Origin of the sequence: Corticimicrobacter sp. (assembly GCF_040137905.1) — a bacterium.
Taxonomy (GTDB): Bacteria; Pseudomonadota; Gammaproteobacteria; order Burkholderiales; family Burkholderiaceae_B; genus Corticimicrobacter.
Window position 1 is genome coordinate 18,991 of record NZ_JBEFDG010000096.1, and the last position, 12,437, is coordinate 31,427.

Consider the following 12,437-nt stretch of genomic DNA (forward strand, 5'->3'; position numbering starts at 1 on the left):
CCATGAGCATCAAGCGGATCCTGCCCCTCCTTGCCCTGCTGCTGTCGCTGGCCGCCTGCGGCTTCACCATGCGGGGCACGACGCCGCTGCCATTCGATACGCTATATGTGGGTGTGCCTGACAACACCCTGTTCGGTGCCCAGTTGCGACGTGCCATACGTGCGGCATCTCCTGGCACGCGACTGGTCACCGAACCCAACAAGGCCGATGCCCGCCTGCAACAGATCCAGCGCTCTCAGGCCCAGCGGGAGGTCTCACTTGATCCCAATGGCCGTGTCGAAGAATATGAACTCAGCGTGTTCTACATCTTTCGCCTGACAGACAAGGCCGGCCAGCCATTGATTCCGGACATCACACTCTCGGCCAGTCAGGACATGCCCTACAGCGACGAAATCGTTCAGGCAAAGGAAGGCGAAATGACACTGCTGTACCGCAGCCTTGAGGAAAGCCTCATCGGTCGCCTGATCAATCGCCTGACCGCCCCTGACGTGAAGGCTGCGGCACAGGCCGCCCGCGAAGCGCAGGACTGAGCGGACCCGGCCAGAACATGGACGCCGATCGTTTCCTCGAGCAACTGGCGGCTGCGCCCGCCAGGCTGCAGGCCCTGTACTGCATCACCGGCGACGAGGCCCTGCTTGTCATCGAGGTGCAGGATGCGTTGCGCCAGGCGGCACGACAGGCTGGCTATACCGATCGTACTGTCCTGACACTGGATGCGCGCAGCGACTGGAGCAGCGCACTTGCCAGCACGCAGGCCGTCTCCCTGTTCGGCGATCGTCAGTTGATTGAGCTGCGCCTGCCCTCGGGCAAGCCGGGCAAGCCGGGGGCCGACGCACTGCAGCAGCTTGCTGCGCAGCAAGCTCGCGACAGCGCACAGGGGACACCCGAAGCCATCGTCATGATCAGCCTGCCCCGGCTGGACAAGACCACCCGCACCAGCAAATGGTTTTCCGCCCTTGAGCAATCTGCCTGTCTGATTGAAATCGCCAGTGTGGACCGTGCCCGGCTGCCGGCCTGGATCGGCATGCGGCTGGCCCGCCAGGGACAGAAGCTTGATCGGGACAGTCTGCAATGGATGGCCGACAAGGTCGAGGGCAACCTGTTGGCCGCACACCAGGAAATCCAGAAACTCGGCCTGCTGTACCCGGAAGGCGATCTTGCCGCGGAAGACGTACACAATGCAGTGCTCAATGTGGCACGCTACAACGTGTTCAGCCTGCGCGATGCCATGCTGGCCGGCCAGGCAGAACGTACCCTGCGACTTCTGGATGGATTGCGCGCCGAAGGCGAGGCACTGCCGCTGGTGCTCTGGGCGGTCGGTGACGAGATCCGCCAACTGGCCAGACTGGCCGCAGCCCGCCAGAGTGGCCAGGACATGGGCGCGCTGATGCGCCGGCTGCGTTTTTTCGGCGATCACGAGCGCCTGGCCCGACAGGCCCTGGATCGTGTACCCACGCGCATCTGGCCCGCTGCCGTGCGCCATGCCCACGATGTCGATCGCCTGATCAAGGGCTTGGCTGCCGAAGGCAGAATGGCGGATCCCTGGGAAGAGATGACACGGCTGGCGCTGCGCATCGCACGACCGTCCTGATACATGTCCGACACGGCACTGAGCCAGGTCAATCGCGAAGCCCCTTCCTGCCCGGTATACTTCCTCTCGGTGCATTTTTTGCCCTGATCCTTGCACCGACACCCAAAACAGCCCCTATGTCGACTCTAGCAGATACCCTTCTTGCCATCGGTGCCCAGGCCCGCCTGGCATCCCGCGAGATGATGCGCGCCAGCGATCATGCCAAGGCTGCGGCACTGCGTGCCATGGCCCGAGCCCTGAATGAACAGCGAGATACGCTGCAGGCCGCCAATCGCCTCGATCTCGAGGCCGCCGAACACAGCGGGCTTGAGCCAGCCATGCTGGATCGCCTGAAACTGTCCGACCGGACGCTCGACCTGATGGCAGCCGGCCTCGGACAGATTGCCGCCATGCCGGATCCGGTCGGTTGCCTGTCTGCCACCACGGTGCGTCCCAACGGCATGCAGATCGCGCGGATGAGTGTCCCTCTGGGGGTCATCGGCATCATCTATGAATCGCGTCCCAATGTCACCATCGATGCAGCAGCCCTCTGCCTGAAGTCAGGCAACGCCGCCATCCTGCGTGGTGGCAGCGAGGCCCTGCACTCCAATGTCGCCCTGGGTCGCATCATCCGGCAAGGGCTGCGGGAAGCCGACCTGCCCGAGCATGCCGTCCAGGTCATCGACACGGCCGATCGTGCCGCCGTCGGCTTGCTGGCCACCATGACCGAACACGTCGATGTCATCGTGCCGCGTGGCGGCAAGGGCCTGATCCGCCGCCTGAGCGAAGAAGCCCGCGTACCACTGATCAAGCACCTCGATGGCAACTGCCACATCTTCGTCGATGCGGCAGCCGATCTCGACCGCGCACATACCATCGTCTTCAACGCCAAGACCTACCGCTACGGCATCTGCGGTGCGCTCGAAACATTGCTGGTCCATCAGGATGTCGCACCGGACTTCCTGCCACGCATGGGTGCGGCACTCACCGGGCACGGCGTCGAACTGCGTGGCTGCGAACGCACCCGCGCCCTGCTGCCACAGGCCCTGCCCGCAACCGACGACGACTGGGCCACCGAATATCTGGGACCGATCCTGGCCATCCGTGTAGTCGAAGACATCGATGTTGCCATGGCGCACATTGCCCGCTGGAGTTCCGGGCATACCGAATCCATCGTGACGGAAGACCTGGGCGCAGCCAGGCGTTTCCAGCGCGAGGTCGACTCCAGTTCGGTCTATGTCAACCTGCCCACCTGCTTTGCCGACGGCTACGAATACGGCCTGGGTGCCGAAATCGGTATTTCCACCAACCGCCTGCATGCCCGGGGTCCGGTCGGACTCGAAGGCCTGACCACCTACAAATGGGTGCTGACCGGCGACGGCCAGACGCGTGGCTGAACCCGGCCAGCAGCCTACTCACACCTGAAGGATACGATTGCCATGGCAATGCTCTGGATCAAGATACTGCATATTTTCTTCGTCATCGCCTGGTTTGCCGGGCTGTTCTACCTGCCGCGCATTTTCGTCAACCTTGCCCAGCAGTCCGACCATCCCGACACCTACGCCTGTCTTTTGGGCATGGCCCGCCGGCTGTACAGTTTCACCAGCCTGCTGGCCATGCCCGCCGTCATGTTCGGCCTGGCGCTCTATGGTGCCTATGGCATCGGCCTGTATGGCCCCGGCAACGGCTGGATGCATGCCAAGCTGCTCTTCGTGACCCTGCTGATCGGCTACCATCTGTCCTGTGGTGCCATGCTGGCCCGCTTCGAACGGCATGAGAACAAGCGCAGCCATACTTTCTATCGCTGGTACAACGAAATCACTGTCCTGCTGCTGTTCGGCATCGTGACCATGGTCGTGCTCAAACCTTTCTGATATTCATGACAGACTCTTCCTCCGACAAGTCACGCAAGACCCTTTCCCTGAAACCACGGGAAGAAAGCAGCGACAAGCCCGGCAACGGCACGCGCATGCGTACCGGCGCACGGGCCCGGCATGCCAGTTTCGAACCCCGCCGTGCGGCCAATGCCGCCGCGACCGATACAGAGCCCGCAGCACCGCAACAAGCGCGCCGCGCCGCGTCCGGCCCCGGCGAGCGCCGCAGCAACGACAGGCAGGCTGACGATCGCCCCGCCCGGCAAGCGCATGCTCGCCAGGCAACGCAGGGCACACGCAGCACCGACACTCGCGGCGCAGATACTCGCCGTGCGTCCGATACACGTCGCAGCCCAGATACACGTCCGGGAGCCAGAACACGGCACGGAGCAGACACAGAAAACCGTACCGACCGGCCACGCCGGGAACCTGCCAAACCAGGCTCCCGCGACACTGACCGGCGCAACACGCCCGCCCGCCCACAGGCTGCCCGCCACGAACGCAGCGACCGCCCCGCGCGGCAGCCAGGGCGCGAACCTCGTCAGCCTGCCCGCCACGAGGCACCTGCCCAACGTCAGGCAGCAGTCCCGGACAGCAACGGCCTCTATGCCGTATTTGCCCCTTGCCCCCAGGGGCTGGAGCAGTCCCTGGCCGATGAACTGCTGGCCCTGGGCTATGCCGATGTCCGTGCCGACCGGGCGGGCTGCCGCTTCCGTACCGACTGGACCGGCATCATGCGGGCCAACCTGCACTCGCGCCTGGCCACCCGTATCCTGGTTCAGGTAGGTCAGGCTCCTGTACACCACGAAGACGATATCCTCGCACTGGCGCGTTCGATTCCCTGGGAGCGCTGGTTCGGCCCGGAGCAGACGCTGCGCGTCGATACCTCAGCCATTCGCAGTCCCATGCAGAGCCTGCAGTATTGCAACCTCCGAGCCAAGGACGGCATCTGCGACCGGCTGCGCGAGCGCGAGGGGGCCCGGCCGGATGTCGATACCGTGCGCCCGGATGCCCGGGTACACCTGTTCCTGACCGAAGATACCGGCACGCTCTACCTGGATACATCCGGCGAATCCCTGTTCAAGCGCGGCTGGCGCTTCGACAAGGGTGAAGCCCCCCTGCGCGAAAACCTGGCCGCCGGCATGCTGGCGCTCTCCGGCTGGACACCCGCTCACGCACTGCTGGACCCGTTCTGCGGCAGCGGCACCATTCTGATCGAAGCTGCACACATTGCACTGGGCATTCCCCCCGGAATCTCGCGTCCCTTCGGCTTCATGCGCCTGCGCGACCATGACAAACATGCCTGGCATGCACTCAAGGATGCCGCCCTGGCAAACGCCAGGACGCAGGCCGAGGCACCGTTGGTCGGCTTTGACATCAATGCCGATGCCATCGCCGCCGCTCGCCAGAATCTGCTGCGCAGCACTCTGCCGGGCGATGTCATCCATTTCGCACAGGGTGATGCACGCACTATCGATGCTCCGGCGACAGAGGGCTGGATCATTGCCAACCCTCCATATGGCGAACGCATGACCGCACAGGATGGTGCCGCCCTGTGGCCTGCCTGGGCCAGCAATCTCAAGCAGAAATTCGGAGGCTGGCAATTGCACGCCATTTCCAGCGACCTCGACCTGCCCAAACATCTGCGGCTCAAGCCGTTGCGACGTACGCCGCTGCGCAACGGCGCGCTCGACTGCCGGCTGTTTGCCTTCGAACTGGTGCAGGAAAGCTACCGCGACAACAAAATACCGAAAGCTGTTGCAGACGATCAGGGTTAACCCGTATAATCGGAACCGTATTCAGGATGGTTGCCCTTCATGCGCAGCCATCGGGATCGGATCCGGACAGCGGCAACGCTGCGATACGACCCTCGATTTCCCCTTGAGAGTCATCAGACTCTTTTTCAACCGCCTTCATGGCGGTTTTTTTTGTCGCAGGTTTATCCTTGGTCAATGAACCACATCAGCGACTGTGCGCCACAGCACATGAAAAAACCACCTTTTACGTCATAATGGCGGGATGACGAAGTCCACCTCATCTCTCTCTCCTGCCGTGATAAAGACACCCGGTCGCTGGCCCCGTTTTGCCAGCATGATGTATGAAGGCATCCTGCTGTTCGGACTGGTTTTCCTTGCAGATTTCATCTTCGACACCCTGACCCGCAGCGATCATGCGCTGTTGCTGCGGCACACCCGCCAGGCATGGCTGTTTGTCGTCCTGGGGGCCTACTTCCTGCTGTGCTGGCGCCGTGGCGGCCAGACGTTGCCCATGTCCACCTGGCATATCAAGCTGGTCGATGCGCAAGGGCAGCGCCCCTCCCTGGCGCGCCTTGCCTTGCGTTACCTGCTGCTCTGGCCACTGCCCCTGGCTGCAGGCGCACTGGTCTGGCTGATCGGCCGCTGGACGGGCTGGTCATCGTCCGGCCTGCTGATCGTCTTTGCCCCGTTCACGATCTTTATCTGGACCTGGCTGGACCGGGATGGCCAATTCCTGCACGACCGCCTGGCCGGCACCCGCCTGACCCTGCTGCCAGCGCGCCAGCGCAAGCCGCATCCCATCGTCTGAGCTTGATGCCGGTCATCGATAGACGAGGCTGAAACAACCACCAGGCCGAAAAAGGTTGCCGTTCCCGGCAGCATCAGTAATGATTGCATGTCTGAAAGAACACGCAGGCCATGAACGATCATTATTCGACCCTATACGACACCTTCGGATGGTGGATACCAGGCCGCTTCAGTCTGGCGCAGGCCTGTTGCTACCGCTGGGTCGAAAATGCGGCAGACGCACAGCGCATCGCACTGTACGCCGTCGACCCTGAGGGGCGACTGGATACCTGGTCCTATGATCGGCTCGCCCGCACCGTTTCTCGCCTGGCCAACGGCCTGACGCGCATGGGCATTGTCCGGGGTGACCGTGTCGCCCTGGTTCTGGGCCAGCGGCCCGAGTCGCTGGCTGCCCTGCTTGCCGTCAACAGTGTCGGTGCCATCGCCGTACCGCTTTCCTGCCAGCTCGGGCCCGACGCGCTCGAACAGCGTCTGCGCCATGCCGAGGCCCGGCTCGCCATCATCGACAGCGAAGGCGGCGAAAACCTTCTGCGCATCCAGCATCGCTGCCCGAGCCTGTCGCTGATCCTGGCCATCGACATGATCAACGAGCATGTCATGTCCTGGCGTACCCTGCTGGCGCGCCAGGAGGATCACTTCACGCCGCTGACCATGCTGCCAAGCGATCCCGCCCTGCTGCTGTACCCGCAAGGCCCTGCTGCCGGACGCAAGCCGCGTGGCCTGCTGTATTCACAAGTCAGCCTGATCGGCAGCCTGCCAGGTTTCGTTGCTGCCCATGACTGGTTTCCGCAGTCCGGCGATGTGCTCTGGACACAATCGGACTGGTCACTCGGCACCACCCTGCTCAACACGCTCCTGCCGGTGCTCTATTTCGGCCGCTCGCTGGCCGCCACCGCAGGCCGGCTCACAGCCTGGCGACTGCAGGCACTGCTCGACCAACTGCCGCTGACCTGTCTGTCCTTTCCGGCTGCGGCGTTCGAGCACCTGCGCGAAACCTGGGCCGGTACGGAAATACGACCAGCCCACCTGCGCAATCTGGTCGTCACAGGCAGGATGCCCCCGGCTGACCTGAGTGCCCATTGCCAGACATTGTTCGGCATTCCCGCCAATTTCGTATATCAGCATCCCAGCGAAGCTGTCAGCCTGATCGGCGAAAGCGCCAGCCAATGGCCCAGCAGGCCTGGCAGCCTGGGACGGGTCTACCCGGGCCATCGCATCAGGCTGGCTCAGGCAGGCCACACAACAGCCGACGACAGTCACGACACAGGTACCCTGGAGATCAGCCGCACCGACCAGCACGACCATCAAGACCCTGCCCTGGCCCTGGGCTACTGGCGAGATCCGACCCTGACCCTGCACCAGCCCATCGCCCCCTGGATCGGCTCGGAAGAATGGCTGTACATGGATGAGGCAGGCTATCTCTGGCCAACTACCGACACCACACCCTCCGTGCCCACCTGACACAGGACAAGGACATGCCCATCTACCGCCTGCACGACCAGACGCCACGCATTCATCCCAGTGCCTTCGTTTTCGAAAACGCCACCGTCATAGGCGATGTCGTGCTCGGCCAAGACAGCAGTATCTGGCCCAACGCCACGCTGCGGGGTGACAATGCCACAATCACCATCGGCCCACAGAGCAACATTCAGGATGCATGCGTACTGCATGTCGATGTCGGCCATCCGCTGCATATCGGCAAGGGTGTCACGGTCGGGCATCAGGCGATGCTGCACGGCTGCCACATTGCCGACGGTGCCCTGATCGGCATGCAGGCCATCATTCTCAATGATGCCCGCATCGGCCGGAACTGCCTGATCGGTGCCGGCACCCTGATACCCGAAGGCAAGGAAATCCCGGACAATTCACTGGTGATCGGCATCGCCAAGATCGTTCGCACACTCTCTGACGAAGAAATCACGCAGATGCATCTCAACGCCCGGCACTATGTCGAGAAAGCGCGCAACTACCGTGAAGCACTGGTGCGGATAGACTAAAATCCTGCCATGAGCGACGATCTACTGAAAACCTACCTGTTTGCCGACCGTACCGTGCGTGTCGTCGGCCTCAACCTCGGACACGCCTGGCAGGCAGCGCACCAGCACCATCAGTATCCCGAAGGCGTTGCCCGCCTGCTGGGAGAATTGACTGCCGCAGGTGCCATGCTGGCTGCCAACCTCAAGTTCGATGGCTCCCTGCTGCTGCAGGCACAAGGAGACGGCCCGCTGTCGCTGATCGTCGTTGAATGCCGTGCCGACAAAACCATTCGGGCCATGGCCAAGCTTCGTGAAAACCAGCCCCTGCCCGAGCAGGGTGGCGTACAGGCCTGGCTCAACCCCGGCGGCCAGGGACAACTGGCCGTGATCCTCGACCCTTCCCGCAAGCAGCCTGGCCAGCATGCCTGGCAAGGCCTGATTCCTCTGGAAGGCGACACCATCGCAGAGGTCCTCGAACAGTACATGGCGGCCTCCGAGCAGCTCGATACGCGGATATGGCTGGAGGCCAACGAACATCAGGCCAGCGGCCTGCTGTTGCAACGCCTGCCAGACCACGGCGGGGCCCTCGATCAGGCATCGGAAACAACCGAAGATACAACCCACACCTGGGATCGTGCCTGCCACCTGGCCAGCACACTGCGTCCTGGCGAGCTACTGCAGACTGATACCGACACTCTGATGCACCGCCTGTTCTGGGAAGAGTCGCTGCTGGCATTCGAACCGCAGCCCGTGCGCTGGCACTGTACCTGCTCACACGACAAAGTACTTGACATGCTGCGTATGCTCGGTGCCGAAGAACTGCGTGACATGATTGCCGAGCGTGATGGCGATATCGATGTGCGCTGCGACTTCTGTGGCAAACCCTATCACCTCGACAGTGTGGACTCCACCGCCCTGGTACGCCAGCTCGAACAGCAGCCCGACACTTCGGAGCATGGCCGGCTGCACTAAGCCGCCAGCCGGTCGCCATCCTCTATCTGGCGTACACGCAACCACAGATTCGATCTGCCGCCGCAGCGTGCTTGTCGAACCTGTGGTTGTTGCCCGCCGTATCTGAAACAGGTACGGCGTGGATGACCTAGCGAGAAGACAGCAACAGAGGCGCAGCCCTGTTGTGGCCTTGTCCCTGCGCATGCTCTGAACCCGACTCCAGCGTAAAGGCCGACACGGTATCCGCCAGATAGTGCGCCTGCTCATTGAGCGTGATGGAGGCCGCCGTCGACTCCTCCACCAGCGCAGCATTTTCCTGGACCGATCTGTCCATGTCCGCCACGGCCTGATTGATCTGGCCGATACCCGTGCTCTGCTCGGTCATGGCTCCATTGATTTCACCGATGATATGCGTGACGTGCTGGATGTCCTGCACGATCTCGCCCATGATCACGCCCGCAGTACGCACGCGCTCGGTACCGGCCTGCACACTGCTGCTCGACGCATCGATCAGTGTCTTGATCTCCCGGGCAGCCTGGGCCGAGCGTTGCGCCAGCGCACGCACCTCACCGGCCACCACCGCAAAGCCCTTGCCCTGCTCGCCGGCACGCGCCGCCTCGACAGCCGCATTCAGCGCCAGGATATTGGTCTGGAAAGCAATGCCGTCGATCACGCTGATGATTTCGCCGATCTTGGTCGAAGTCCGAGAAATTTCATCCATGGTCGTGACCGCACTTTCGACAGCCTCGCCCCCACGGCCGGCTGACGCACTGGCGGCCTTCGCCAGGCGCGACGCCTGGTCGGACGACTCGGCCGATTGACGCGCATTGGCGGTCAACTCTGCCAGAGCTGCGGACGTTTGCTCAAGACTGCTGGCGGACGATTCGGTCCGGTGTGACAGATCAACGTTGCCGGCCTTGATCTCGTCGGTCGCGGTTCGCATCGACTCGACGCCATTGCGGACATCCTGCAGTACCGTCGCAATCTGCTGCACGAATTGATTGAAGGACGACGAGATCTGTGCAACCTCATCCTGCCCCGACACAGGCAGCCGCTGGGTCAGATCGCCACCACCGGAACCGATCTTGTCCATGGCATCACGCACCTGGGACAGGCGACGGAAAGACTTGGTAGTCAAGGCAGCAGACACGGCGGCAGCCAACAACACCAGCACCACGATCGCCAGGATCAGCGTGCGCAGCAGGCTGCCCAGACCCGTAGTCGCCTCGGCCTCATCCATGGCCACTACCAACAACCAGTCCGTGCCGTTGACCGGCTTGGCCTGAAGCAAATGGGCACGGCCATCCAGCGCAGCCTGCATGGGAGACTGCGTTTTCACCAGTTCAGCCAGAGCGGCGGGGGTCAGCCGATCGGACAGTTCAGTCGCGGGTTTGAGCACATACTGAGCATCCGGATGCGCCACGATCAAACCTTCGGTATTGACGACAAACCCACTGCTGCTGGGCGTCGGGCGAATGGCCGACACCACCTCACGCACGCCATCAAGGGACACGGCACCGCTCAACACACCCTGCAGCGAACCATTGCGCAGCATCGGCATGGTAAATGCCACATAGATGATGCCACTCACAGAATCAGGATAAGGTTTCGTAACAACCAGCTTGCCCGCCTGCGCGGCCGTTTTGTACCAGGGGCGCGCCGTTGGATCATAATCTGCGGCCACATTGACCGTCGACTTGAAGCTCTTATCCGTCCAGCCTACGGACGTGATCGGAAAACCGCTGGCCTTGCTCATGTAGATAGACAACTCGCGCGGATCACCATATTCAATAGCAGCCGCAGTCGCCACCACGGCCTGCGATTTGGCAGCAACCCACTGATCGATGGCCATGGCATTGCCTGCCGTGATCGCATCGAGATCCTGCTCCAGCGTCTGCAGGGTACTGTCCCGCGCAATGCTGTAGGCGGCTATGCCGGTGATGACCAAGGCAGCCACCACGGTGGCTGTACTGATGAAAAGAATTCTGGAACGCAACGTCTTAATCATTGAAGCAACCGAATCAGAAACAGGACGGGAGATGCGCGCAAAATTGCCACAAAAGAATCGATTGGCAATAATTACGCAACACCTTGAAGTATTTTTGATTGGATTCTAAGCCGTTTGCGCCCAGATAACAGCACAGGCTTACATATGCTGACATGACCAAACACGGAAGTAACAACTTTGTGCAAGTCCCCCTGCCGGGGATTCAAGCAGATTGACGGGCCCGTACCATCCCTCTCTCTACATTGATCCGACACAGTGTCCACAGTCCCAGCACAAAGAAAATACCGGTCAGTGCAATCGCCAACCGATGATTGCCCGCAGTCCACCACGTGACGATACCGTAGGTCACGGGCCCGATAATGGCCGCCAGGCGACCGGAAAAGGTCCACAGCGCAAAACTTTCGGCCAAACGCTGTGCGGGTGCGAAAATCCCCGCCAGCGTCCGCCCTGCACTCTGGCTCGATCCCATGCACAACCCTGCCAGGGTTGCCGCCGCCCAGAACAGCTCCACACTTTCGGCCATGGCAGCCATGACCACCATCAGCAGCCATCCCGCCAATGTCAGGCCCAGGGCAAGGCGATGCCCAAGCCAATCCTGCACATGCCCAAACGCGAAAGCGCCCAGCGCTGCCGCGATATTGACCAGGAAAACAAGCATCATGGTCTGCTGCAGACCGAACCCCATGACCTGTTCGGCATAGACGGCTGCCAGTGTGATCACCACCGCAATACCGGCCTGATAAAACAGGCCGCACAGCAACAGCCAGCGAAAATCAGGCATATCGGCCATCCGTTGCCAGGCTTGGCGCAGGCCCGGACGCACCTTCCACTGAGCGACCGGCCCCACCTGGGTGCGGCCACGCTCGCGCAACAACAGCAAGGCCGGCAAGGCCGCCACGGCAAACACGGCAGCAGTCAATAACATCACTGACGGCACATAGCCTGCGGCCGCCTGTCCTTCTGCCTGTCCTTGCAGGACAACATACAACCCCAGCCCCAGTGTCAACATGCCGCCCACGTACCCCACGCTCCACCCCCAGCCGGATACCCGTCCCATGGCATGAGGCTGGGCCAGTTCAGGCAGAAAAGCTGCAATCATGCTTTCGCCGATGCAGTAGCAGACGTTGGATACGACGATCGCCACAATCGCCAGCGCCATATCCCCCGGCCCGGCCCCAACCAGCGAGGCCGTGGCCAGGACACAGCCTACCGTGCTCCAGACCAGGATTTTTTTCTTGCCGGCGTGCGCATCGGCCCAGGCACCCAGGCCGGGCATGACGGCCATGACGATCAGGTAGGACAGTGACAGAGTCAATGTCCACAACAACGTGGCCCAATCAGCATTGCCTGCCACCACGCCCACAAAATAGGCATTGAACACGGCCGTCAGGACGACGGTGGTGTAGCCCGAGTTGGCAAAATCATAGAAGGCCCAGGCCACCGCTTCGGAACGGCGGACACCCGGATTGAGATAGCGAGGGGACCGGGCCATGC

11 protein-coding genes are annotated in these 12,437 nt (G+C 62.2%); 9 read left to right on the forward strand and 2 right to left on the reverse strand.

Annotated elements, in window-relative coordinates:
• Positions 1–2 precede the first annotated feature (2 nt).
• The 9 genes from ABN482_RS15985 (at position 3) to hslO (ending at position 8,956) form a co-directional block, all read left to right on the forward strand.
• Entirely contained in the window at positions 3–530 is a 528-nt protein-coding gene (locus tag ABN482_RS15985; RefSeq protein WP_349504906.1) for an LPS-assembly lipoprotein LptE, read from the forward strand.
• A 17-nt stretch (positions 531–547) separates the two neighbouring features.
• Positions 548–1,591 carry a DNA polymerase III subunit delta gene (gene holA, locus ABN482_RS15990; RefSeq protein WP_349504907.1) on the forward strand — a complete coding sequence of 348 codons (1,044 nt, stop codon included), beginning with the start codon at positions 548–550 and terminating at the stop codon, positions 1,589–1,591.
• 116 nt (positions 1,592–1,707) lie between these two features.
• Entirely contained in the window at positions 1,708–2,967 is a 1,260-nt protein-coding gene (locus ABN482_RS15995) for a glutamate-5-semialdehyde dehydrogenase (protein WP_349504908.1), read from the forward strand.
• Between the two features lie 48 nt (positions 2,968–3,015).
• Positions 3,016–3,444, forward strand: a complete 429-nt coding sequence (locus ABN482_RS16000; RefSeq protein WP_349504939.1) for a CopD family protein — start codon at positions 3,016–3,018, stop codon at positions 3,442–3,444.
• Between the two features lie 5 nt (positions 3,445–3,449).
• Positions 3,450–5,222 carry a THUMP domain-containing protein gene (locus ABN482_RS16005; RefSeq protein ID WP_349504909.1) on the forward strand — a complete coding sequence of 591 codons (1,773 nt, stop codon included), beginning with the start codon at positions 3,450–3,452 and terminating at the stop codon, positions 5,220–5,222.
• A 241-nt stretch (positions 5,223–5,463) separates the two neighbouring features.
• Positions 5,464–6,009, forward strand: a complete 546-nt coding sequence (locus tag ABN482_RS16010) for an RDD family protein (protein ID WP_349504910.1) — start codon at positions 5,464–5,466, stop codon at positions 6,007–6,009.
• Positions 6,010–6,119: 110 nt separating this feature from the next.
• Positions 6,120–7,469, forward strand: coding sequence for an AMP-binding protein (locus ABN482_RS16015; RefSeq protein WP_349504911.1), 1,350 nt, complete (start codon positions 6,120–6,122; stop codon positions 7,467–7,469).
• A 14-nt stretch (positions 7,470–7,483) separates the two neighbouring features.
• The gene (locus ABN482_RS16020) at positions 7,484–8,005 is read left to right on the forward strand and encodes a gamma carbonic anhydrase family protein (RefSeq protein WP_349504912.1); all 522 of its coding nucleotides are present in this window, start codon (positions 7,484–7,486) and stop codon (positions 8,003–8,005) included.
• Between the two features lie 9 nt (positions 8,006–8,014).
• The gene (gene hslO, locus ABN482_RS16025; RefSeq protein WP_349504913.1) at positions 8,015–8,956 is read left to right on the forward strand and encodes an Hsp33 family molecular chaperone HslO; all 942 of its coding nucleotides are present in this window, start codon (positions 8,015–8,017) and stop codon (positions 8,954–8,956) included.
• A gap of 127 nt (positions 8,957–9,083) precedes the next feature.
• On the opposite strand, the gene ABN482_RS16030 is transcribed toward hslO, so the two are convergent.
• Complete coding sequence (locus tag ABN482_RS16030) at positions 9,084–10,943, reverse strand: methyl-accepting chemotaxis protein (RefSeq protein ID WP_349504914.1); 1,860 nt, start codon at positions 10,941–10,943, stop codon at positions 9,084–9,086.
• A 202-nt stretch (positions 10,944–11,145) separates the two neighbouring features.
• Complete coding sequence (locus tag ABN482_RS16035) at positions 11,146–12,435, reverse strand: MFS transporter (protein WP_349504915.1); 1,290 nt, start codon at positions 12,433–12,435, stop codon at positions 11,146–11,148.
• Positions 12,436–12,437 lie beyond the last annotated feature (2 nt).

Excerpts from the sequence above, each read along its gene's own strand:
- ABN482_RS15985 (WP_349504906.1), top strand. The coding sequence starts at position 3 with ATGAGCATCAAGCGGATCCTGCCCCTCCTTGCCCTGCTGCTGTCGCTG.
- holA (WP_349504907.1), top strand. The coding sequence starts at position 548 with ATGGACGCCGATCGTTTCCTCGAGCAACTGGCGGCTGCGCCCGCCAGG.
- ABN482_RS15995 (WP_349504908.1), top strand. The coding sequence starts at position 1,708 with ATGTCGACTCTAGCAGATACCCTTCTTGCCATCGGTGCCCAGGCCCGC.
- ABN482_RS16000 (WP_349504939.1), top strand. The coding sequence starts at position 3,016 with ATGCTCTGGATCAAGATACTGCATATTTTCTTCGTCATCGCCTGGTTT.
- ABN482_RS16005 (WP_349504909.1), top strand. The coding sequence starts at position 3,450 with ATGACAGACTCTTCCTCCGACAAGTCACGCAAGACCCTTTCCCTGAAA.
- ABN482_RS16010 (WP_349504910.1), top strand. The coding sequence starts at position 5,464 with ATGACGAAGTCCACCTCATCTCTCTCTCCTGCCGTGATAAAGACACCC.
- ABN482_RS16015 (WP_349504911.1), top strand. The coding sequence starts at position 6,120 with ATGAACGATCATTATTCGACCCTATACGACACCTTCGGATGGTGGATA.
- ABN482_RS16020 (WP_349504912.1), top strand. The coding sequence starts at position 7,484 with ATGCCCATCTACCGCCTGCACGACCAGACGCCACGCATTCATCCCAGT.
- hslO (WP_349504913.1), top strand. The coding sequence starts at position 8,015 with ATGAGCGACGATCTACTGAAAACCTACCTGTTTGCCGACCGTACCGTG.
- ABN482_RS16030 (WP_349504914.1), bottom strand. The coding sequence starts at position 10,943 with ATGATTAAGACGTTGCGTTCCAGAATTCTTTTCATCAGTACAGCCACC.
- ABN482_RS16035 (WP_349504915.1), bottom strand. The coding sequence starts at position 12,435 with ATGGCCCGGTCCCCTCGCTATCTCAATCCGGGTGTCCGCCGTTCCGAA.